The sequence below is a fragment of the Thermoactinomyces mirandus genome (genome assembly GCF_013868055.1).
GTDB classification, from domain to species: domain Bacteria; phylum Bacillota; class Bacilli; order Thermoactinomycetales; family Thermoactinomycetaceae; genus Thermoactinomyces; species Thermoactinomyces mirandus.
Genome location: NZ_JACEOL010000014.1, coordinates 77,120 through 98,951, shown reverse-complemented (window position 1 = coordinate 98,951; position 21,832 = coordinate 77,120). Strand labels below are relative to the sequence as shown.

Below are 21,832 nucleotides of genomic sequence, written 5' to 3'. Positions count from 1 at the left end.
GATCCGGAGAAGTTTATTGCCGTAGTTCAGCTCCATAAAATTCTGCCAGATGTTTAACAATTTTATGGTGTGCTTCTTGAACCTCTTCATCGGTCAAGGTCCGGTCCGGTGCACGATAAACCAGAGAATAGGCTACACTTTTTTTACCTTCCCCAATTTGCGCTCCGGTAAACACATCAAACAGATCCACGGATTCAAGTAATTCTCCAGCAACTTCCCGAATCCCTGCCTCCAACAGTCCGGCAGGCATATTTATATCCACCGTCATGGCCAGGTCACGGGTAACAGCGGGATATCGCGGAATCGGATGATACATGATGTCAATGTCCCGATCCAGCAGACTCTCAAGATCCAGTTGGAAAACAACGGGTTCATCCAAGTCATAACGCTTGGCCAATTTGGGGTGCAATTGCCCCAATACACCAATCACTTCGCCATTCATAATGCATACCGCGGTCCGGCCTGGATGGAATCCTTCCAATTGTGCGGCCTGATACTCCACGTCCCGCAAACCGAACCGTTCAAAAACGGAATCCAGAATCCCTTTCATTACAAAGAAATCATGCCCGTCAGACCATGTACTTTTCCAGATGGTGGGAGTTTTTTTCCCGGTAATCAGGGCAGCCAGTTCAAAACGTTCTTCCGGCAAACAGGTCAATAGCTCTTCATCGGAAAGATAAACTTTTCCCACTTCAAAGATCTTTACATGCCCGTTTCCATGGTTGACATTATATGCAGCCGCTTTGATCAACTGGGTCAACAGGGTTGTACGCAGCACCGCATGTTCATTGCTCATTGGCATCGCCAGGCGAATCGGCCTGATTCCCTCATGCAGCGAGGCAATTTCCTGTTCAGCCTGTTCCGAAGTCAAACTGTAGGTAAACACTTCGTTTAAACCCAGTTCTCTTAACAAATGACGCACGGTTCTGCGCATCTTTTGCGATTTCGTCAGGCCGCCGGGGGTTTGCTGTCCCCACAGCAAAGTGGCAGGAATCCTGTCATATCCATACAGTCTTGCCACTTCTTCAATCAGATCTACCTCCAACATGATATCAGGACGCCGTGACGGAACTCGCACCTCATAAATATCGTCTTCCAGGGTCGCGGGGAACCCCAGGCGGCGGAAAATGTCCATTACTTCTTCCTGGCTGATTTGTATCCCGAGCAGATTAACCAGTCGTTCATGACGCAAATCAATGATGACATCCTCCACATCTCCCACTTTTTCTACTTCGGCATTTGAAGCAACGATTCCCCCGCACAGCTGGCACAGCAACTGTACCGCGCGGTACAGGGCCGGAATAATTTGTTCCGGATCGACTCCCTTTTCAAAGCGAATATTGGCTTCCGAGCGCAGGCCCAATTTGCGTGAAGTCTGCCGCACAACCATGGGATCGAAGAAAGCCGATTCCAGCAGAATCTCGGTTGTTTCCGGCGTTACTTCAGAGGAAGCTCCTCCCATGACACCGGCAACCCCAAGCGGATTCTCTCTGTCCGTGATCAGCAGCATATCCGGATCACAAACCCGTTCCACATTGTCCAACGTTACCACTTTTTCATTTTCGGTGGCACGCCGGACCACAATCTGGCCGCCTTTAATTTTGGAATAATCAAAGGCATGAAGAGGCTGTCCTGTTTCCAGCATTACATAGTTTGTGATATCCACAATGTTGTTGATCGGACGAATTCCGGCAGAAATCAGCCGGTTTTGCATCCACTGCGGAGAAGCGCCCACTTTCAGATTCTTTACCACTTGTGCGGTGTAAAAAGGACAGTCTTCATCAGATTCGACAACGATACGGACTTCTTCTGACAATCCCCCATCCATCGGAACCTGGTCATGGATCACCGGCAACCGCAATTCCCGGTCAAAAATGGCTGCCACTTCATGGGCAACACCCCACATTCCAAGGCAATCGGAACGGTTCGGGGTCAGTTGAAGCTCAATCACCTGGTCGTTCATGCCCAGGTATTCCTTGATATCCATTCCGATCGGAGCATCCGGTTCCAGCACCAGAATCCCTTCTGTCTGCTCCTTCATCAGCACCTTGTCAGGAAAACCCAATTCTTTGGCCGAGCAAATCATTCCGTGTGAATAAACGTCACGCAGCTTTGCCTTTTTAATATGCACTCCGCCCGGCAGTTTCGCTCCAACCAGTGCGACGGGAACACGCTGCCCCTTGGCAACATTTTTGGCACCGCAAACAATTTGCAGCAGCTGCCCTTTCCCGACGTTTACAGAACAAACTTTCAGACGGTCTGCTTTTGGATGGGGTTCAACAAACAGAACTTCCCCGACAGCAACCCCGCTTACTCCCGGATCACGGGTATAGATCACTTCCACTTCAATTCCGGTCCGATTCAACTCTTCCGCAATATCCTCCGGCGTAATTCCTTCCAGATCCACATATTGGGATAACCATTCATACGATACAAGCATCCTTCAGTCACTCCTCTCAGACGGTCTTGAATTGGCGCAAGAAGCGCAAATCATTGTTATAAAAATGACGAATATCATCAATGCCGTACTTTAACATCGCAATTCGTTCCACTCCGATTCCAAACGCAAATCCCGTATAGCGTTCCGGATTATAACCCGTATTTTCCAATACGCGTGGATGTACCATGCCTGCACCCAGAATCTCCACCCATCCCTGTTCAGGATGGAAAATGTCCACTTCCAGACTGGGTTCGGTAAATGGGAAATAACTGGGACGCAAACGCATTTCGGTCCCTTCGCCAAACATCTTCTCGATCAGTGTCAGCAAAACTCCGTTTAATTCACTCATGGATACTCCCCTGTCCACAACCAGTCCCTCTATCTGTGTAAACTGGTGCGAATGGGTGGCATCATCATCATCCCGGCGATATACCTTGCCCGGGCAAATAATGCGTACCGGGACACTCCCCTCTTTTTCGATCAATGTCCGGATCTGTACGGATGAAGTATGGGTCCGAAGCAGGATTTCCGGATTGATGTAGAAAGAGTCCTGCATATCCCGGGCCGGATGCCCTTTGGGCAAATTGAGCGCCTCAAAATTGTACTGGTCGGTTTCCACTTCAGGACCTTCAGCGATTTCAAAGCCCATTCCCACAAAAATGTCTTCTACCTGTTCAATAATGAGCTGAAGCGGGTGCAGCGTGCCTGATTCCGGTTTGATTCCAGGCAATGTCACATCAATGACCTCTTTGTGCAACTGCTCCAACAATGATGCTTCTTCCAGCTGTTTTTCCTTCTCCGCGATCATTTGATCCAAACATCCACGAATATCATTGGCCAGACTGCCGATGACGGGTCGCTCTTCCGGAGGAAGACTGCCCATCCCCCGCAATACCCTTGTCAGTTCTCCTTTTTTGCCAAGGTACTTGATCTTTGTTTCCCTCAGCTCATCCAAACTCTGCGCTCTGCCAATTACCAGAACTGCCTCTCCTTTCAAGGCTTCCAAACGCTCACGCATGATGATTTCCTTCTCCTTTCCAAATGCAATTTAGTACCATAAATGTAAGATTCAAGGAATAAAATAGCAGATTATACAAAAAAATAAAAAGATCTCACGCCCAAAGGGACGTGAGATCCGCGGTACCACCCTTTATTGAGAAAGAAATTCTTTCTCCGCTTCATTGAAATAACGGTCATACCGTACCCCCTACTCCATTCAAGGGTCAGCTCCAGAGTGAATTTCAACAGCCGTTTCCCTGGAAATGCTTCCAGTCAAGGCATTTCCTCCCTGAAAGGCCGTACTGCCTACTCCTCTCTTTCATCGCAATTTTGTCCGTATCCGGCTTTGGAAAAACCTGTGAGGCGATTTGGAACTCATTATCTTCGCCTTGCTTGTGTTGCTTTCAACATCCTTTCTGTTCCGGTTCAACCAGTCTGCCAACAGCCCCTTTTAAGCAAAAATTATTTTATATTATAATCTAACCTTGCACTTACCTGCAACCATCCGGCAAATAATATTGCTGGCGAATCCGCTCATACAAAAGTATTGAACCGGTCACAGAGACATTCAGGGATTCCGTTTCACCAGGCATTGGAATTTTCAGGTCAACATCTACATATTTTGCAAAGGCCTGCTGAACCCCTCTTCCCTCATTTCCCAACAGGATGGCAACCCGATCGGGAAATGTATAATCAAAATGATTCAGGGATGCCCGCGGAGATGTATTGACAATCGTAACTCCCCGCTTTTTCAGACCGGGAAGCACTTCTTCCAGGTCCATTTGCCACAGGGGCAATTTAAAAATGGCCCCCATCGCTGACCGAACGACTTTCCCGTTAAAAGGGTCCACAGATCCTTTTCCCAGGAAAATCCCATCAATTCCCGCCGCTTTGGCCGTACGGATCAGAGTGCCCAGATTGCCGGGATCCTGAACACAATCCAAAAGCAAAAAAGTCTTTTCCGGTCTGTTTTCCTGCCAAATCCTTTCCAGCGGCCAATACGGCCATTTCACCACTGCCGCCATACCCTGCGGTGTTTTTGTCTCCGTCAGTTCGTGAAATAAGGAGGGCAGCAATACATAAACAGGAACTTGCTCCGGAAACTTATCCAGCCATAGAGTAATCTTTTCCTCTGCCGTCCGGGAAAAAATGGCCGCCTGAAAAGTTAATTGTGCGTCAGCGGCTTCTTCCAGCAAATGCTCCCCTTCAATCAGAAAAGCTCCCTGTTTTTTTCTTTCCTTTCTTGTTTTCAGCTTTTTCCATTGTTTGAACTGCCTGTTATCTGAAGATGTAATCGAATGAATCTGCTTCATTCCGCTTTCGCCTGCAACTTCAGTAAATCTGTATTATGGCCGATCACTACAAGGACGTCCCCCTGGTGAATCACATCGGTGGCAGAAGGGGCAATATTGAAGGAACTTCCTTTTTTGATGGCCATCACATTACAGCCGAACCGTTTGCGGATATCCAGTTCCTGCAGGGTTTTCCCCGAAAAGAAGTCATTGGCAATGATTTCAATAATGCTGTAATCATTGGATAACTCAATATAATCCAGGATATTGGGCGAAATTAAACTATGTACCACTCTTACTCCCATATCCCGTTCAGGGAAAACAACGCGATCAGCCCCGATTTTGTCGAGAACTTTCCAGTGCAATTCATTGATGGCCTTGACAACAACCTTTTTGCAACCCACTTCTTTTAACAGCAATGTCGTCATGATGCTGGCCTGGATATCATTTCCGATTGCCACGATCACAATATCAAAATTCCATATTCCCAAGGCTTTTAGAACATTTTCCTCGGTTGTGTCAGCTTCAACCGCATGTGTGACGATTTGGGCCATCTCCTGTACGAGGGCAGGATTTTTGTCAATGGCCAATACTTCATATCCCATCTCATGCAATGTGACCGCCATACTTTTTCCAAACCTGCCCAAACCGATTACGACAAAGGTATTTTTTCCCATTCATGGTCACCCCAGACTTGTATCGCTCTGATCCATACTTGCATAAGAAAATTAATCCTAAAGGGGGATCCGCCCCTTTCCGCTTGCGTTTTTGGAAATCAGGCCGCTTTTCTTCATCAAAAAAGTTTCCCTTAAATATAAGATATCTTTTATTTGTTTAAATAACCGGTTTCTCTTTGGATAATGTTCCATTTTAAGCACAATCTAAAACCAAAAAGGAGGGAACCCTGTGAATATGGATTTTGATATTCGTGGCGCAGTAATTAACAACATTCATAACATGAACGAGCAGGAACTGCAAGAACTGGTTGTCGATTCGATTCAACGCGGGGAAGAAAAATTGCTTCCCGGTCTCGGTGTTTTATTTGAAGTAATCTGGCAGAACAGTTCCCCCAGTGACCGCGAAGAAATGATTGGAACATTGCGCCAATCACTTGCCAGGAAATAGGATCCGGCCCGGTTTGAAGGACCGTTACCATGATAAAAAAGCCTGTTCTTTTATAAAAAAAGAGCAGGCTTCAAATAAAATGAGCCAACTTTACTTTACCAGAAAAACCCATCAAACCCTCCGCCAAAACCCACATTGCTGTAAAACGCAAAAAAGCCAATGAAGAAAAGGATCAGAATAACAAGGATTGCAATGGCAATCCAACGCTGTCCGTATCTGCCAAATCCATAATTTGAACCTGTAACCACTTTTCCCTTCATAGGCTGTCTCCTTTCATTAACACACCTCACTTTAGTTTATGATTCTCTTCAGCCGGGAAAACGGACAAACACCCAGTATAAAAGCCTATTTATTCAGCTGTTTTCCGTGCCACCCACAAGCAAACGAAAATAAGAATAAACGCAATCATTGATAAAAAAGGAAAAGTGATAAATCCGAACAAATTGATATATTCTTTGTCACAGGGAATGCCGGCTTCGCATGCACTAACCTGTGTCAACGGCGGGATTTTCTGTAACAAGTATTGATAAAAAGCCACACCCGTCCCCAACACGGACAGAGGCAGGACATACGGAACAATCCGGCGATCATCACGATAAGCTGCAATTCCCAGAACAATCACCAAAGGAAACATGAAAATCCGCTGCCACCAGCACAACGTACATGGTGTATAATCCAACACATCACTAAAAAACAGACTTCCCGACGTTGCAACCAGAGAAATCAGCCAGGCAAAATAAAGGCTGTATTTTTTCATAAATGATTTCATTTGCTGGACACACCTACTTGGCACTGTTTTTCAACTCTTCTTCGATCATTTGTTTCAAGGCCTGGTAATCAAGGGGATTCTCAACCTTTTTCCCATTTATAACGAGGGTAGGTACCGAAGCAATCATCAAATTCTCTGCCTTGCTGTTATCTTCCATAACCTCCTGCAGATAGGTTTTCTTCTCCAAATCTTCTTTTACTTTTTCCACATCCACTTCCGGAATTTCCTTTTTAATCAATTGCAGCAAAAATTCCGGTGTTGCCCATGCAGTGGTTTCATCCTTCTGATTTTTTAAAACAGTCTCATAAAATTTCCAAAATGCCTCAGAATTTTGTTTATACACCGATTCACCAGCCATGCCTGCCGTGATTGAATCATCGCCGATAAATTGGTAGTTGTTGAAATACAGCTGCACTTTGCCGGTATCTATGTACTCTTTTTTCAACCGGGGGTAAACCGTTTCCGCAAAAGTCTTGCAAACCGGACATTTGAAATCTGCAAATTCCATAATTTTAACAGGTGCATTGGAATCCCCGATCCTTGGCTGGCCAGTGTAATCAATGTCATAGGTCCTGGCTGTCTCCGTCTGCTTGTCTTGACGATTTGTAGCAGATTGGTATACAGCCACCACGCCAAAACCAATCAGAAAAACCAGAATGGTAATCATGGTAATCGTGCTTAATGAGTTTTTCTTCCCTTTTTTATGTTTATTTGCCATGTCTTCTGACACCTCCAAATAGATTTTACAATAAAATCAGATTGAGTACATACCTTATACATTTTACATTAATACGAAGCTGTCCTGTTCCGGCTGGCCCCTTATATCCACATTCCATCCCCTGCCGTTTTCTGGTACGCTATAAAATGTGTAGGCTTGAAACTTCAGTAAGGAGAGACAGACCATGAATCAAATAGCACGCGCACTGACCATCGCCGGATCGGACAGCAGTGGAGGCGCCGGAATTCAGGCAGATCTGAAAACATTTCAGGAACTGCACGTTTTCGGGATGAGTGCCATTACTGCGATCACCGCACAAAACACACTGGGAGTGCAGGATGTCCTTGAGCTCAATCCGGATATCGTCGCCAAACAGATTGATTCCATTGTTACGGATCTGGGGGTCGATGCGGTCAAAACCGGCATGCTTGCCTCACCGGAAATCATCGAAACGGTCGCTGCCAAAATCAACGAACATCATTTGGCTCCCTTTGTCGTGGACCCGGTCATGGTTTCCACCAGCGGTCACCTTCTTTTGACCGGTGATGCCCGCACCTCTTTCAAAAAATGGCTGCTGCCGCTGGCCACAGTGATCACTCCCAATTTGCATGAGGCAGAATATCTTGCAGACATGAAAATTACCAACTGGGAAGAACGAAAACAGGCCGCGCAAATATTGATCGATGAAGGAGCACAAGCGGTGATTATCAAGGGAGGTCATGACGTAGGAGAAAAAGCCGTCGACCTGTTTTACGACGGGAGTAACTTCCAATCATTTAGCGCTCCGAAAACCGACACAAAAAACACACATGGAACCGGGTGTACATTTTCCGCAGCAATCGCCGCCCAACTGGCAAAGGGTGATTCTTTGCCTGATGCCATTGCCAAGGCAAAAGCATTTGTTACCGCAGCCATTTCCCACCCACTATCACTGGGAAAAGGAAACGGGCCGACCAACCACTGGGCGTACCGTCAGGAGGAGAAAAAATGAATGAAATCCGGCAAATGTTAAATGTTTATTTCATCATGGGTAGCCAGGATTGTCCAAACGAGAAACCGGAAGAGGTTTTGAGAAAAGCGATGGCCGGCGGTATTACCTGTTTCCAGTTCCGGGAAAAACATCCCCGGCTTCACATGCATCAGGCGGTAGAATTGGGAAAACGCCTGCGCGCCATGTGCAAAAATCACAGCATTCCTTTCATTGTAAATGACCGGGTTGATTTGGCCCTCATCCTCGAGGCAGATGGAGTCCATATTGGACAGGAGGATCTTCCTGTCCAGGAGGCAAGAAAACTGATCGGGCACAACCGGATTCTGGGAGTATCCGCCAAAACTCCAGCCGAAGCACTGGCAGCCAGACGGGATGGCGCTGACTATATAGGGGTCGGGCCGATGTTTGTCACCATGAGTAAACAGGATGCGGGTCAGGCAATCGGGCCTGGCAGAATTACTGAAATTCGCAAAACTGTCGGAGCAGAGTTTCCCATTGTGGGAATCGGAGGAATTCACCCGCAAAACGCCAAACTTGTCTTGGAAGCCGGTGCTGACGGTGTTGCGGTCATATCTGCCATTTCCAGAAGCGATTCTCCCAAAACAGCGGCACAAAAACTGAAAATGCTGATCGGTTGATATCATTTTGTGAATCTGTTAACAAAAAACAAGGCATCCCTTCCCGCCAAAGGAAGGGAATTACAAAAAATATATTTATATTTCTAAATGTTCTATTTGCAGAATGCAGTCTGTTATAATACAATATATAGAGATATAAAATAATTCTATATAATCCAATTTGTTTGAGGAGGTGGAACAATGAATCAATTGGTTCTCTCCAAATGTGATAAATGTGGAACTCCGGATTGCAAATGTCCAGACTGTGATTGTAAAAAATAATACAAACTTTATACATCTGTCAACCAGTCCATATGGGCTGGATTTTCTTTTTGTCTGGTTAATATCTTGTTAAAACTAATCAAATATATGTAAATATATTAGACAAATATATTATAATATAATAACTTAAATAATTGATACCATAATGATACCATTTATGTTAAGTATACAGCAGACGTTCCTGTTTTTAGGAGGAAATCAAGTTGAAAAAAACAGCAATGATCTTTCTGCTCATTATTCCGTTTCTCGTCTGGATTCTCCCTTCCCATACTTTCGCATACAGTTACACCGGCGACCGTCTGTGTGACTATTATTATGTTTACGTCCGCTGGGGCGGAAGTATTAATGAGGAACACAAAACAATTGCAGCAGCTTCGATGCGCGACTGGAATGAAGCGCAAAATAACCGGCGCTTTGTCCAGGGAGATTCTTCTTCATCCGGAGTGATCGATGCCTATTATTCCAGTTCGGACAATTATTTTGGATATTCTTACTGGCAGACAGGGATGGATTCATGCACGGATGCCTGGGTCACGAAAATCAATACTTACTACGATTCAAACAACGATACAAATTTCAGCCGCAGTGTAATCGGTCATGAATTGGGTCATATTCTTGGCCTGGCCCATACAAATTGGTCATCTCTGATGAATACGGAACGCAATCGCTTTACTTTATACACCCCGCAAAAAGATGATATCGATGGCGTTAACAAACTATACAAATAATTCCCCTGAGCCAAAGGAGGAAGCGAATTGAACAATTGGAAAAAGACCGCAGCTTTTCTGACGGTAATCTCTCTCCTCTTCGTTTCAGGCTGTACATTTGAACCAAAAAAGGAAGAGGTCAATCTGGGCATGCATGTTGATCTGTCATTTGCAGGCAGTCTCCATTCGATGATTGACAGGGCTCCCCTCATTGTTTTTGGCGAATATCAAGGGATCAACCGGCTGGAAAACGGGGCACGCAATCCCATAAATCCCTCTCTTCCCGCAAAAAATACATATCATGAAGTAGAAGTCTATGATTTTGATGTCATAAAAATATTAAAAGGAGAACTGGAGCAGGATAACATTCAGGTCGGCATGGCTCATAAACTTCAATTACAAATTAACGACCGGAAAAAGATTGAAATCAACCATCCTTTGTATATCAAACCGCAAGAAGAAAAAAAATACATTCTATTTTTAAATTATCCTGATCCATATACAAACTATTACACTTTTCCGTTTACGCCTCATTCCATTCAATTTGACCACAGGAATGTTGCCCGGTTGCTGATTCCTCCGTTGGGAGATCAGCAGCAAGAAATCCAGTCTCATGATCAGACTTATAAAATTACCATCGATGGGTTTCCTGACAAATATCATGATCAGATTACCGGAAAACCTTTGTCAACCCTGTTCAATTTGATTGAAGTCGTACTGAAATTGAATCATGAAAATCTGTAGCCTCTCATGCCATCAAGCGGGCCATTTAATGCAAAAAGGGGACCCGTTTTGCTTGAGGTGTCCATTTTCTGTTTTCACATCAGGCATTTACTGCAAAAGGGCAGGTTTTTTCGCCAATATATGTAAAATTCTGATATAATTGTTTTACAATAATTTTTTGCCAAAGAAGGAGGCTTATTGTGCGACGGATCACAAAATCGAAAATTCTGGTATGCTCAATCCTTCTGTTCACAATCGTTTTGGGGACATTGCCATGGGTACAGGCAGACGAGGCGAAAAAAAGGGATGGGATCCCCTTTCCCGACCAACCGGAACGACGCGAATTTCGCGCTGTATGGATTTCCAGTGTAGTCAACATTGACTGGCCTTCTGATCCTCATTTAAGCAAGGACCGGCAACAGGCCGAATTTGTAAATATTCTGGAAGAATCAAAAAAAATGGGCTTAAACGCGGTGATTGTGCAAATTCGCCCCACAGCAGACGCGCTTTATCCTTCAAAAATCAATCCATGGTCCAAATATTTGACGGGAGAGCAGGGAAAGTCTCCCGGATACGACCCGCTCGCATTCATGATTGAAGAAGCCCATAAGCGCAATCTTGAGTTTCATGCATGGTTTAACCCGTATCGGGTAAGCATGGACCCCCATCTGGAGAACCTTGTCCCTGAACATCCAGCCCGGAAAAAACCTGACTGGGTCGTCACTTACGGAGGAAAACTGTGGTATGACCCAGGGCTGCCTGCCGTCCGTCACCATATCATTGAGAGCATTATGGAAGTCGTTGAGCAATACGATATTGACGCCGTTCATTTTGATGATTATTTCTATCCTTATCCTGCTGGCGGCCATGATTTTCCCGACGAGAAAACATATCAGGACTATGGCAAAAACTTTGCTGACAAAGGCGACTGGCGGCGCCACAATGTCAATTTGCTGATCCATCAGTTAAACAAGGCAATCAAAGAGGAAAAACCATGGGTAAAGTTTGGGATCTCGCCCTTTGGGATCTGGAAAAACAAATCAAGTGACCCCACCGGTTCTGACACCAATGGCTCAGAAAGTTATTACACGGTCTATGCCGATACCCGTACCTGGATTCGGGAAGGATGGCTGGATTATGTTGCTCCACAAATTTACTGGAATATTGGTTTTCCGCCCGCTTCATATGAAAAGCTGCTCAACTGGTGGTCCAAAGAAACAGAGGGAAAAAGCATTCACTTATATATCGGACAAGCCGCCTACAAAGTGGGTAATAACATCGAAGCATGGGACAACCCGGAAGAACTTCCCAATCAAATAAAACTGAACCGGGCTGACCCGGTTGCAAGAGGAAGCATCTTCTTCAGTTACAAAGATCTGATTGCCAACCGACTTGGAATCAAGGACCGGATCACCAATGATCTGTACAAGGAACCGGCCCTGATTCCCGCCATGCCATGGCTTGACCATAAGGCTCCCAAAAAGCCCATATTGGAAAAAGTAACAACAGCAAACGGGGACATTCATTTCAAATGGAAAAACCGCGCCGGGAAAGATTCCGCCTATTTTGTCATCTACCGCCTGTCCATCGCAAAAGGAAAACCGGCCCCCGAGAAAAAGCTGTTGGTAACCATCCGCAATATGAATCAGATCTCCGAGTATACATTGAAAAATCGGGATACAAAGAGAAACCATGACGTCTATTTTATGACCGCCATCGACCGTTTGCATAACGAAAGCCCGCCAAGCAACCCGCTGACAGATTCGTGGAAATGAAGTTAATGAATAAAGATTCAATATAGATCGATTGGCAGGAACCTGTTGCGCCATACCTGTTTTTATGCGGAAATTTACCTTCAATATTAAAACTCGCCAATTGTTTTTAATTGGCGAGCTTTTCATGAATATTTATCAGCGGATGCCAACCTTGGCATTCGCTTTCGTCTCTGGAGCAACCTCCGACTGATCAATTTCCTTGATCACCAGAGCCCCGAATTCCTCGGTATCCACAGCCATTTTTATTTGTCCTTCCTTGATCAGGTCAGGAGTGCGGAAACCTTTGGCAATCACCTGTTTAACCGCTTCTTCAACAGCATTGGCCGCTTCATGGTATCCGAAAGAATATCTGAGCATCATCGCTGCGGATAACAATGTGGCAGCAGGGTTGGCAACTCCCTGCCCGGCAATATCCGGTGCCGAGCCATGAACGGGTTCGTAGAGGCCGAATGTGCCCCGGCCGAGGCTGGCAGATGGCAACAGACCAATCGAACCGGAAAGAACAGCAGCTTCATCACTCAAAATATCGCCAAACATGTTTTCCGTGACCAGCACATCAAAAGTGGAAGGCCTTTGTACAATTTGCATTGCACAATTATCTACAAGCATATGTTCAAGGGTTACATCGGGGTATTCCTGAGACACTTTTTCCGCTACTTTTCTCCACAATCTTGAACTTTCCAGCACATTGGCCTTATCGACCGAAGTCACTTTTTTGCGGCGTTTTTCTGCAATCTCAAAAGCCTGGCGGACAATCCGTTCCACTTCATATTCATGGTAAATGAGCAAATCCGAGGCTACCTCACCGTCCGGCGTATTGATCCTCGTCTTTTCCCCGAAATAGATCCCGCCGGTCAATTCGCGCACTACGACCAGATCAACATCTTTGATGACTTCCGGTCGCAGCGCAGAACTGGATTCCAAACCATCAAACTGCATGACCGGACGCAAATTGGAAAACAGGCCAAGTTCTTTTCTTAATTGCAACAACGCTTTTTCCGGACGGATTTCCGGGGGATAATGATCCCAGGCCGGACCTCCTACAGCGCCGAGCAGGACTGCATCACACTGTTTGCACAATTGCAGGGTTTCATCCGGGAGGGGAGTGCCTGCCCGGTCGATTGCTCCCCCGCCGATCATGCCATACGAAAATTCTAAGGAACAGCCAAATTTTTTCTCCACCTGGTGCAATACTCTTACTGCCTGTTCCACGATCTCCGGTCCAATGCCGTCTCCAGGCAATACTGCCACTTTTTTCGCCCTGCTCATCTCGTTTGCACTCCTCTCAACTGGTTGTAACAGCCCTTTCGGCTGTGCTGTCCTTATGTCCTTTGCGCCGGAGCAGGCGATTCATTGCATCCAGATACGCACGGGCACTGGCCTCCAGCACGTCTGTGCTGACTCCTCTTCCCCTGACATTCAGCTCACCTTGGCTTAACTGTACATATACTTCACCCAGTGCGTCTTTCCCCTGAGTTACAGAGTGGATGCGATATTCCACCAAAACGACTTTTTCCTGGACAACGCGATCGATGGCTTTAAAAATGGCATCGACAGAACCATTGCCACATGCAGCCTCAAAAAACGTTTTGTCATCGGTCATTCTTCTGATTTGAACACTTGCTGTCGGCATGGACTTGTTGCCGCATGTGACTTGCAACGATTCCAGTGCAAACAGATCCTGACTGTGGACCATCTTCTCTTCAACCAGGGCAATCAGGTCATAATCGGTAATTTCCTTCTTGCGATCAGCCAGTTCCTTGAAACGGACGAACAGATGATTAATCTGCCCTTCACTCAATTCATAACCCAATTGCACCATTTTATCCTTAAAAGCATGGCGACCTGAATGTTTGCCCAACACCAGGCGGCTTTCAGACAGCCCGATTGATTCGGGGGTCATAATTTCATAAGTTTCCCGGTTTTTTAGCATACCGTCCTGGTGAATTCCCGACTCATGTGCAAAGGCATTTGTTCCAACCACCGCTTTGTTTCCGGGGACAAACATTCCTGTCAATTTGCTTACCATCCGGCTGGTGCGATGAATTTCTTTCAGATTGAGGGTTGTACGAACCTTGTAAAATGACTCCCTTGTTTTAATGGCCATGGCGATCTCTTCCAGGGCGGCGTTTCCGGCACGCTCACCAATCCCGTTGATGGTGCATTCCACCTGGCCAATGCCTGCTTCAATCGCCGCCAGACTGTTGGCAACGGCCATTCCCAAATCATCATGACAGTGGGCACTTAACCGGACCTGATCAATTCCCGGAACCCGCCTGATCACTTCCCGAAACATTTCTGCATATTCACAAGGAGTCAGATAACCGACGGTATCCGGCAAATTGATTACCTTTGCTCCGGCCTTGATTGCCACATCAATCACTTCACACAGGAAGTCGATTTCCGTCCGGCCCGCATCCTCTGCTGAAAACTGGATTTCAGAAAAAAACTGTTTGGCATACGTAATGGCTTCACAGACTCTGGATTTTACTTTTTCTTTATCCATCTGCAACTTGTATTCACGATGAATCGGAGAGGTTGCCAGAAAAAGATGGAGATAAGGGGACTCTGCATCTTTTAATGCTTCCCACGCACAGTCGATATCTTTTTTTACTGAACGGGACAAACTGCAAACCGAAGCATTTTTCACAACCCGCGCTACCTCTCTGACTGCTTCCAGGTCTCCTGCAGAGGAAGCGGCAAATCCGGCTTCAATCACATTCACCCCTAACTTTTCCAACTGTGTCGCAATTTCCACTTTCTCCCGGAAACTAAGGTTCACTCCCGGTGATTGTTCTCCATCGCGCAGCGTTGTATCAAAAATAGTGATTGTACGCATAATCCGCTTCCTCTCCTTTGAATTCATTATTGATTAACAGGCACTTCCTTTTTGTCCCACACCATTAACTTTCTCAACTGACTTCCTACGCGCTCAATCTCATGCTCTTTCTCTTCTCTTCTCATGGCCTGGAACTCATTGCGCCCCTCTTCATTTTCTTTGATCCAGCGACGTGCAAACGTACCGTCCTGGATTTCCTTCAGAATCTGTTTCATCGCTTCCCGGCTGGGTTCAGCAACAACCCGTTTTCCGCTGACATAGTCACCAAACTCGGCAGTGTCACTGACAGAATAGCGCATACCGCTCAAGCCGCCTTCATAAATCAGGTCCACAATCAGTTTCAATTCATGCAAACATTCAAAATAGGCGATTTCCGGCTGATAGCCAGCTTCTACCAATGTTTCGAATCCGGATTTGATCAGCTGGCTGACCCCGCCGCACAATACAGCCTGTTCCCCGAACAGATCAGTTTCGGTTTCTTCCTTGAAGGTTGTTTCAATGACTCCGGCTTTGGTTGAGCCAATTCCCTTGCAATAAGCCAGGGCCAGTTCTTTGGCTTTTCCGGTGGCGTCCTGTTCAACAGCGATTAACGAAGGAACTCCAAACCCTTGTTCATATACTCTTCTCAGCAAATGCCCCGGTGATTTGGGAGCCACAAGCAGGACATCCACATCTTTTGGCGGAACAATCTGTTTAAAATGAATATTAAAACCGTGTGAGAACATAAGGGCATTACCCGCCTCCAGATGAGGAGCCACACTGTCATGATAAACTTTTGCCTGCACTTCATCCGGAAGCAGCATTTGTACAACATCTGCGCGTTTTACCGCTTCATCCACTTCAAACACTTCAAAACCGTCTGCTGCTGCCTGGTCCCAGGATTTTCCCTTGCGCAGACCAATAACAACTTTTACTCCGCTGTCCCGCAAGTTTTGTGCCTGCGCATGTCCCTGGCTTCCATATCCGACGATTGCAACTGTTTTTCCTTGCAGGTAAGATAAATCAGCATGATGTTCATAGTACATTTTTGCCATTTTCAAATTCCTCCTTTTTATAAAACAGCCGCTTTTTTGACACTGCCACGTGCAACGGCAGTAATCCCTGTTCTGGCAACTTCCAGGATCGTATATGGACGAAGCAATTCAATCATGGCTTCCAGTTTGGATGGTTCTCCTGTTACCTGAACGACCAGCGACTGTGGACTAACGTCGACGATGGATGCACGAAATGGTTCAATAATTCCCGTAATTTCGGTTCTTTTGTCAGGAGGAACCTCCACTTTGATCAGCATCAGCTCCCGTTCCACGGTCTGCTCTTTTTCCAGTTGCTCCACCTGGATTACATCAATCAATTTGTTTAATTGTTTGGCAACTTGGGTTATTGTTGGAAGATCTCCTCTTGTGACAATCACCATACGGGAAAAAGAAGGATTTTCCGTCTCTCCAACACTGATACTTTCAATATTAAAATTTCTCTGACCAATCAGGCTGGCGACCCTCGCCAATACCCTTGGCTGGTTATTCACTAAAACCGATAAAATCTGTCTCATCTCTACTCATCTCCCATAACCATCTCGTCTAATCTCGATCCTGGTGCAACAAACGGATAAACATTTTCCTCGGGATCCACCCAGAAATCGACGACTGCCGGACCGGGATGCTCCATGGCTTCCTTCCAGGCCTGAGACGCTTCTTCCTTTGTCTTGGCCCGCCAGGCCCTGATTCCATAAGCTTCAGATAATTTGAGGAAATCAGGCCCACCGGTCAAATCGACATCACAATAACGTTTTTCATAGAAAACTTCTTGCCATTGCCGTACCATCCCCAAATAACGGTTATTTATGATGGCTACTTTCACAGGGATATTTTCCAGCGTCAAAAGGGCCAGTTCCTGAGATGTCATTTGAAAACCCCCATCTCCCGTCACGGCGATCACCGGGCGATCCGGAACCCCCAGTTTGGCGCCGATTGCTGCCGGGAACCCGAAGCCCATCGTTCCAAGTCCTCCGGAAGTGAGCAGCGAACGGGGATGATGAAAGCGGTAATATTGCGCCACCCACATTTGATGCTGCCCCACATCGGTGGAAATGATGGCTTCTCCCCAGGTTGACCGGTAAATTTCTTCGATCACCCACTGTGGTTTCAAATACGGGGAATTGTCCTGATAAACGAGGGGGTGATCTTTCCTCCAGGTTTGCAATTTTTCAAACCACGCTTGCGAGTCGCTTTGCAGAACATTTTGATTGACGGCTTGCAAAACCGTTTTGACATCTCCTACGATTGAAGTCCAGGTTGACACATTTTTTCCGATCTCCGCCGGATCAATATCGATATGGACAATCCTGGCGCGTGTGGCAAATTCATCGATGCGTCCCATCGTCACGCGATCATCAAAACGAACTCCAATTCCGATTAAGAGATCGCATTCCAATAGTGCATGGTTTGCTGCATAAGTTCCATGCATCCCTGGCATTCCCAGCCAATAAGGATGGTTTCCCGAAAAGCCGCCAAGCCCCATCAATGTTGTCGCTACCGGAATGCCGGATTTTTCAGCAAATTCCCGGAGTTCATCGGCAGCACCCGAGGAGACCACGCCCCCACCTGCCAAAATAACCGGTTTTTTCGCTTCCGAGATGGCTGCGTACAACTTTTCCAACTGGGCCGGGTCAGGTTTTCCCGGGAGCTTGTACCCGGGGATCTCCAATTCTACGGGATAGGAAAAAACTGCTTTTGCATTGGAAACATCTTTGGGAATATCGATCAGGACCGGACCGGGACGCCCTGTCGTGGCAATTATGAATGCCTCTTTAACGATCGACGGGAGTTCCTTGACATCCCGCACCAGATAGTTATGTTTGGTGATTGGCATTGTAATCCCCGTGATGTCTGCTTCCTGAAAAGCGTCAGTACCCAACAGGTTTTGGGCAACATTTCCTGTAATGCAAACCAAGGGAACAGAATCCAGCATGGCAGTTGCAATTCCTGTTACCAGATTCGTTGCGCCGGGTCCAGAAGTTGCAAGAACAACTCCCGGCTTTCCGGTAGCTCGCGCGTATCCATCGGCAGCATGAATGGCTCCTTGTTCGTGGCGAGCGAGCAGATGGCGTATTTTTCCCTTGTACAAGTGGTCATAAATTGGCAAGACTGCTCCGCCCGGATAACCGAAAATCACCTCTACTTTTTCCCGGATCAGACTGCGAAGCAATATTTCTGATCCTGTTAATTCCCTCTTCTCTGCTTCCCTCTCAACTAGCTGAATCATACTGGTTTCCACTTGGGGAGCCACCTTGTGTTCCTCCTTCTTCTGGATATAAATAAAAAACCCAATCCACCCCAGACTGCATGATATATGCCTTCTATTGGGACGAATCAGGTTCGTGGTACCACCCAATTTTGTCGACTTTTCGCAAAGACCGACCTCAGTTGGTGCAAACAAAGCAACTGCACCCAGTCTGTAACGGGACAACCGGGAATGTACTACTCAATGCAATTCCTTGCATCTTTGGCCACCCGACTCCAAGGTGAGAGATTCACAAGTTTGTGGTTCCGGTCTCAGCATTCCCGGACTCTCTGTAACACACTCACTTACGATCATTCCTTATCATCGTCTCAAAATATAGAATTGTTTGACCAATCGTTATTTTAATTATAAATCCTCAAATTGTGGGATAAATGGAGTTTTTTGTTTATCGGAGTTTTCCAAAAGTTACAATTGCGACTATTTAGGTGATATTATAGTCACCCTTCCCAGAGAGTGTCAACCTCTTCCACCGACAATTTTCTTTACAATTTTGTAATCGGTTGCAAAATTTAAAAGATCACTCCCGAAAAATGGAAGTGATCATGAAATCTAAATTTTTTTCAAAACGGCACCCGTACTGGCCGATGTAACCAGATAAGCGTACCTTCTCAAAAATGTCCCCTCAACTTCAATGGAGGGAGCCTTCCACGCTTTCTTCCTTTCTTCCATTTCTTCCTCTGAAATCAGAAGACGGAGGGTTCCTTGATCCAGATCGATTTCAATTTCATCGTCCTGTTCAATCAGGCCGATCGGGCCGCACTCTGCCGCTTCCGGAGAAATGTGGCCGATACAGATTCCCCGCGTTCCTCCGGAAAAGCGTCCATCCGTAATCAGCGCCACCTTTGTTCCCAGCCCCATCCCCATGATGGCGGAAGTGGGTGACAACATCTCCGGCATGCCGGGCCCTCCTTTCGGGCCTTCGTATCTGATTACAACGACATGTCCCGCTTTTACCCTGCCCGTGGCAATTCCGGCAAGCGCCTCGTCCTGAGAGTCAAAAACAATGGCTTTGCCTTTGAAGCGGCGAATGGAAGGATCTACCGCACCCGTTTTGATAACAGCACCATTCGGTGCCAGATTTCCAAACAGGATTTGCAAACCGCCCGTTTGGCTGTAAGCCTCCTCCAATGGCCTGATCACGGCTGGATCTTTAATCTGTGCTTCCGCAATATTTTCACCCAAAGTTTTTAACGTAACCGTAGGGCAATCCAGATGAAGCAGGCCTTCAATCCGGCTCAATTCGTTCAGGATCGCCGAGATACCTCCTGCCCGGTCCACGTCTTCCATATGCCAGCTTCCGGCCGGGCTTACCTTGCAGATATACGGAACCTTTTTAGAAAGCTCATTGATTTTCGCCAAGGGATAATCCACCCCGGCCTCATGGGCAACAGCCATGGAATGGAGAATGGTATTGGTCGAACCTCCCATTGCCATATCTAACACCAACGCATTGTTGATTGATTTTTCCGTAACGATATTCCTGGGTTTTAAATCGGCTTCAATCAGGTGAAGGATCTGTTCTGCCGCCCGTTTGGCAAATGCTTTCCGCTCGTCCGAATTGGCAAGGATGCTTCCGTTTCCAGGCAGAGCCAGTCCCAATGCTTCAGACAGGCAGTTCATGGAATTGGCCGTAAACATGCCCGAACAGGAACCGCAGCCGGGACAGGCGAATTGTTCAAGCGTTTTTAATTGCTCATCATCGATGATACCGGTTTGGCGAGCCCCTACACCTTCAAAAACGGAAATCAGGTCAATTTTCTCTCCCTGGGGAGTAGTCCCGGCCGCCATCGGCCCGCCGCTGACAAAAATTGTCGGAATGTTGACACGTAATGCCCCCATCATCATTCCAGGGGTAACTTTATCGCAATTGGGGATGCAAATGAGACCGTCAAACCAGTGTGCCTGGGCCACTGTCTCTATGGAATCGGCTATGATTTCGCGGCTTGGCAGCGAATACCTCATCCCGATATGACCCATCGCAATCCCGTCATCAACGCCGATGGTATTGAATTCAAAAGGTACTCCGCCGGCTTCCCTGACCGCTTCCTTGATCGCTTCGGCAAATTTGTTCAGATGAATATGTCCCGGGATAATTTCGACAAATGAATTGCAAATTCCGATAAAGGGTTTGTCAAAGTCTTCCTCTTTTACTCCGGTAGCCCGCAGCAAAGCCCGGTGCGGCGCCCGGTCAATCCCTTTTTTAATTTTGTCACTTCGCATTGTTATCCCCCTATTTGGATTTTTCATATCAGTGTATAACAAAACAGAATTGATGTCACTAAGCAATAAAGGAACAGTTTATAAAATACAAAGAAATTTATTATAATTTTCCCATTAATTTTCAATAAAAGCTCTTGTTGACTTTTCATACATTTTTCATAAATAAATAAAAAATATATTGCCCTAAGATCAAAAAATGATTTATAATCAAGGTGAAAATATTTCATAATATGAAACAAATGATAGGTAAATAGGTTTAAAAAGGGGAGCATCATGTCTAGCAGATTAGAAATGTTTATGGAACTGGAGCAAGTATTTCGGCATATTTTACGGCAAATCCGTAAAGATTTATCTGAAGTTTGGGGAGACAAAGTAAACGGTGCTGAATTTGAAGTATTGAAACAATTACTAAACAAAAGTCCGCAAATCGTTACTTCCCTTGCTCATGATTTCGACGTGTCAGTCAGTCACATTACTCATGTCGTGGATCAGCTGGAGAAAAAAAATTTGGCTTATCGAAAGCGCTCTCAATTGGATAAACGCGTTGTTGAACTTCATCTTACGGATGAGGGCAGACAACTGATTGAGGAACTGGTTCAGAAAAAATCCGATTATTTCCAACGAAAGTTTAAAAACCTGTCCACGCAAGAGGTAGAAACACTGCTGAACTTATTGCATAAAATCAATTGATCCTTTTTTTGAAAAATAAAATTTCCCCAGGCTTGCGAAGTGTACCCCTTAAAGTAGATACAGGAAAAACACCCTGTGAAAATTACTTTGAGGGGTGATTTTCATGACATGGGAAGACGGATAGAATATATAAAGATCCGGAGCAGGAAGCCAAAGGTTGCACCTGGAGAATGATATCCTGAAAAAGTGGCTGGAGATTTCGGCAAAGCGAAGTTTCGGGCTGTGGATGAGTTGCGTCAACGTCGTGGCATCAAAGGTTTGTGTATATTCTTGGGGAGTTTCCGGAAACGGGTTACCAGTTATCTTTCCAGGAACAAGACGGACAAAGGTCAGGCTCTCAAGAGT

20 protein-coding genes and 1 other annotated feature are annotated in these 21,832 nt (G+C 46.0%); of the genes, 7 read left to right on the top strand and 13 right to left on the bottom strand.

What is annotated here, in order from left to right; all coding sequences use genetic code 11:
• Positions 1 to 13 precede the first annotated feature (13 nt).
• The 4 genes from pheT to H2C83_RS05000 form a co-directional block, all read right to left on the bottom strand.
• On the bottom strand, positions 14 to 2,440 hold the full coding sequence (pheT, locus tag H2C83_RS05015; RefSeq protein ID WP_181738391.1) for a phenylalanine--tRNA ligase subunit beta: 2,427 nt from the start codon (positions 2,438 to 2,440) through the stop codon (positions 14 to 16).
• Positions 2,441 to 2,456: 16 nt separating this feature from the next.
• Complete coding sequence (gene pheS, locus H2C83_RS05010; protein ID WP_181738389.1) at positions 2,457 to 3,458, bottom strand: phenylalanine--tRNA ligase subunit alpha; 1,002 nt, start codon at positions 3,456 to 3,458, stop codon at positions 2,457 to 2,459.
• 101 nt (positions 3,459 to 3,559) lie between these two features.
• Positions 3,560 to 3,771: a binding site (T-box leader), on the bottom strand.
• A 159-nt stretch (positions 3,772 to 3,930) separates the two neighbouring features.
• On the bottom strand, positions 3,931 to 4,752 hold the full coding sequence (locus H2C83_RS05005; RefSeq protein ID WP_181738387.1) for a TrmH family RNA methyltransferase: 822 nt from the start codon (positions 4,750 to 4,752) through the stop codon (positions 3,931 to 3,933).
• Positions 4,749 to 5,408, bottom strand: a complete 660-nt coding sequence (locus H2C83_RS05000; RefSeq protein WP_181738385.1) for a potassium channel family protein — start codon at positions 5,406 to 5,408, stop codon at positions 4,749 to 4,751. The genes H2C83_RS05005 and H2C83_RS05000 overlap by 4 nt, the downstream gene beginning before the upstream one ends.
• A 235-nt stretch (positions 5,409 to 5,643) precedes the next feature.
• Here H2C83_RS05000 and sspI point away from each other — a divergent pair, with 235 nt between their 5' ends.
• The gene (gene sspI / locus H2C83_RS04995; protein WP_181738485.1) at positions 5,644 to 5,856 is read left to right on the top strand and encodes a small acid-soluble spore protein SspI; all 213 of its coding nucleotides are present in this window, start codon (positions 5,644 to 5,646) and stop codon (positions 5,854 to 5,856) included.
• Between the two features lie 95 nt (positions 5,857 to 5,951).
• Here the strand turns inward: sspI and H2C83_RS04990 are convergent, their stop codons facing one another.
• From H2C83_RS04990 to H2C83_RS04980, 3 genes are all read right to left on the bottom strand, one after another.
• On the bottom strand, positions 5,952 to 6,116 hold the full coding sequence (locus tag H2C83_RS04990) for a hypothetical protein (protein WP_181738383.1): 165 nt from the start codon (positions 6,114 to 6,116) through the stop codon (positions 5,952 to 5,954).
• Between the two features lie 89 nt (positions 6,117 to 6,205).
• Entirely contained in the window at positions 6,206 to 6,613 is a 408-nt protein-coding gene (locus H2C83_RS04985; protein WP_246333753.1) for a disulfide oxidoreductase, read from the bottom strand.
• 25 nt (positions 6,614 to 6,638) lie between these two features.
• Positions 6,639 to 7,343 (bottom strand): thioredoxin domain-containing protein, encoded by a 705-nt coding sequence (locus H2C83_RS04980; RefSeq protein WP_181738378.1) that lies wholly within the window; start codon positions 7,341 to 7,343, stop codon positions 6,639 to 6,641.
• A gap of 184 nt (positions 7,344 to 7,527) precedes the next feature.
• Here H2C83_RS04980 and thiD point away from each other — a divergent pair, with 184 nt between their 5' ends.
• The 5 genes from thiD (at position 7,528) to H2C83_RS04955 (ending at position 12,438) form a co-directional block, all read left to right on the top strand.
• Entirely contained in the window at positions 7,528 to 8,334 is an 807-nt protein-coding gene (gene thiD / locus H2C83_RS04975; RefSeq protein WP_181738376.1) for a bifunctional hydroxymethylpyrimidine kinase/phosphomethylpyrimidine kinase, read from the top strand.
• Positions 8,331 to 8,972 (top strand): thiamine phosphate synthase, encoded by a 642-nt coding sequence (thiE, locus tag H2C83_RS04970; protein WP_181738375.1) that lies wholly within the window; start codon positions 8,331 to 8,333, stop codon positions 8,970 to 8,972. Before thiD ends, thiE begins: the two co-directional genes overlap by 4 nt.
• Before the next feature lie 464 nt (positions 8,973 to 9,436).
• Positions 9,437 to 9,961 carry a matrixin family metalloprotease gene (locus tag H2C83_RS04965; RefSeq protein WP_181738373.1) on the top strand — a complete coding sequence of 175 codons (525 nt, stop codon included), beginning with the start codon at positions 9,437 to 9,439 and terminating at the stop codon, positions 9,959 to 9,961.
• A 27-nt stretch (positions 9,962 to 9,988) separates the two neighbouring features.
• Positions 9,989 to 10,684, top strand: coding sequence for a hypothetical protein (locus tag H2C83_RS04960; RefSeq protein ID WP_181738371.1), 696 nt, complete (start codon positions 9,989 to 9,991; stop codon positions 10,682 to 10,684).
• 179 nt (positions 10,685 to 10,863) lie between these two features.
• Positions 10,864 to 12,438, top strand: coding sequence for a glycoside hydrolase family 10-like protein (locus H2C83_RS04955; RefSeq protein WP_312853847.1), 1,575 nt, complete (start codon positions 10,864 to 10,866; stop codon positions 12,436 to 12,438).
• Between the two features lie 135 nt (positions 12,439 to 12,573).
• Here H2C83_RS04955 and leuB read toward each other — a convergent pair whose 3' ends face one another.
• The 6 genes from leuB to ilvD all read right to left on the bottom strand — a co-directional run bounded on the left by leuB (position 12,574) and on the right by ilvD (position 20,797).
• Positions 12,574 to 13,707, bottom strand: a complete 1,134-nt coding sequence (leuB, locus tag H2C83_RS04950; protein ID WP_181738370.1) for a 3-isopropylmalate dehydrogenase — start codon at positions 13,705 to 13,707, stop codon at positions 12,574 to 12,576.
• A gap of 16 nt (positions 13,708 to 13,723) precedes the next feature.
• Complete coding sequence (locus H2C83_RS04945; protein WP_181738368.1) at positions 13,724 to 15,304, bottom strand: 2-isopropylmalate synthase; 1,581 nt, start codon at positions 15,302 to 15,304, stop codon at positions 13,724 to 13,726.
• Positions 15,304 to 16,311 carry a ketol-acid reductoisomerase gene (gene ilvC / locus H2C83_RS04940; protein ID WP_181738366.1) on the bottom strand — a complete coding sequence of 336 codons (1,008 nt, stop codon included), beginning with the start codon at positions 16,309 to 16,311 and terminating at the stop codon, positions 15,304 to 15,306. Before ilvC ends, H2C83_RS04945 begins: the two co-directional genes overlap by 1 nt.
• A 17-nt stretch (positions 16,312 to 16,328) precedes the next feature.
• A complete protein-coding gene (ilvN, locus tag H2C83_RS04935; RefSeq protein ID WP_181738364.1) occupies positions 16,329 to 16,826 on the bottom strand; it encodes an acetolactate synthase small subunit in 498 nt (165 codons plus the stop codon).
• Between the two features lie 2 nt (positions 16,827 to 16,828).
• On the bottom strand, positions 16,829 to 18,538 hold the full coding sequence (ilvB, locus tag H2C83_RS04930) for a biosynthetic-type acetolactate synthase large subunit (RefSeq protein ID WP_181738481.1): 1,710 nt from the start codon (positions 18,536 to 18,538) through the stop codon (positions 16,829 to 16,831).
• Between the two features lie 588 nt (positions 18,539 to 19,126).
• Complete coding sequence (gene ilvD, locus H2C83_RS04925; protein WP_181738362.1) at positions 19,127 to 20,797, bottom strand: dihydroxy-acid dehydratase; 1,671 nt, start codon at positions 20,795 to 20,797, stop codon at positions 19,127 to 19,129.
• A gap of 273 nt (positions 20,798 to 21,070) precedes the next feature.
• On the opposite strand from ilvD, the gene H2C83_RS04920 reads away from it, so the two are divergent.
• Positions 21,071 to 21,487 carry a MarR family winged helix-turn-helix transcriptional regulator gene (locus tag H2C83_RS04920; RefSeq protein ID WP_181738360.1) on the top strand — a complete coding sequence of 139 codons (417 nt, stop codon included), beginning with the start codon at positions 21,071 to 21,073 and terminating at the stop codon, positions 21,485 to 21,487.
• Positions 21,488 to 21,832: the final 345 nt, after the last annotated feature.

What these genes read in the sequence shown, in the direction of transcription:
- pheT (WP_181738391.1), bottom strand. Translation starts at nt 2,440, where the DNA reads ATGCTTGTATCGTATGAATGGTTATCCCAATATGTGGATCTGGAAGGA.
- pheS (WP_181738389.1), bottom strand. Translation starts at nt 3,458, where the DNA reads ATGCGTGAGCGTTTGGAAGCCTTGAAAGGAGAGGCAGTTCTGGTAATT.
- H2C83_RS05005 (WP_181738387.1), bottom strand. Translation starts at nt 4,752, where the DNA reads ATGAAGCAGATTCATTCGATTACATCTTCAGATAACAGGCAGTTCAAA.
- H2C83_RS05000 (WP_181738385.1), bottom strand. Translation starts at nt 5,408, where the DNA reads ATGGGAAAAAATACCTTTGTCGTAATCGGTTTGGGCAGGTTTGGAAAA.
- sspI (WP_181738485.1), top strand. Translation starts at nt 5,644, where the DNA reads ATGGATTTTGATATTCGTGGCGCAGTAATTAACAACATTCATAACATG.
- H2C83_RS04990 (WP_181738383.1), bottom strand. Translation starts at nt 6,116, where the DNA reads ATGAAGGGAAAAGTGGTTACAGGTTCAAATTATGGATTTGGCAGATAC.
- H2C83_RS04985 (WP_246333753.1), bottom strand. Translation starts at nt 6,613, where the DNA reads ATGAAAAAATACAGCCTTTATTTTGCCTGGCTGATTTCTCTGGTTGCA.
- H2C83_RS04980 (WP_181738378.1), bottom strand. Translation starts at nt 7,343, where the DNA reads ATGGCAAATAAACATAAAAAAGGGAAGAAAAACTCATTAAGCACGATT.
- thiD (WP_181738376.1), top strand. Translation starts at nt 7,528, where the DNA reads ATGAATCAAATAGCACGCGCACTGACCATCGCCGGATCGGACAGCAGT.
- thiE (WP_181738375.1), top strand. Translation starts at nt 8,331, where the DNA reads ATGAATGAAATCCGGCAAATGTTAAATGTTTATTTCATCATGGGTAGC.
- leuB (WP_181738370.1), bottom strand. Translation starts at nt 13,707, where the DNA reads ATGAGCAGGGCGAAAAAAGTGGCAGTATTGCCTGGAGACGGCATTGGA.
- H2C83_RS04945 (WP_181738368.1), bottom strand. Translation starts at nt 15,304, where the DNA reads ATGAATTCAAAGGAGAGGAAGCGGATTATGCGTACAATCACTATTTTT.
- ilvC (WP_181738366.1), bottom strand. Translation starts at nt 16,311, where the DNA reads ATGGCAAAAATGTACTATGAACATCATGCTGATTTATCTTACCTGCAA.
- ilvN (WP_181738364.1), bottom strand. Translation starts at nt 16,826, where the DNA reads ATGAGACAGATTTTATCGGTTTTAGTGAATAACCAGCCAAGGGTATTG.
- ilvB (WP_181738481.1), bottom strand. Translation starts at nt 18,538, where the DNA reads ATGATTCAGCTAGTTGAGAGGGAAGCAGAGAAGAGGGAATTAACAGGA.
- ilvD (WP_181738362.1), bottom strand. Translation starts at nt 20,797, where the DNA reads ATGCGAAGTGACAAAATTAAAAAAGGGATTGACCGGGCGCCGCACCGG.
- H2C83_RS04920 (WP_181738360.1), top strand. Translation starts at nt 21,071, where the DNA reads ATGTCTAGCAGATTAGAAATGTTTATGGAACTGGAGCAAGTATTTCGG.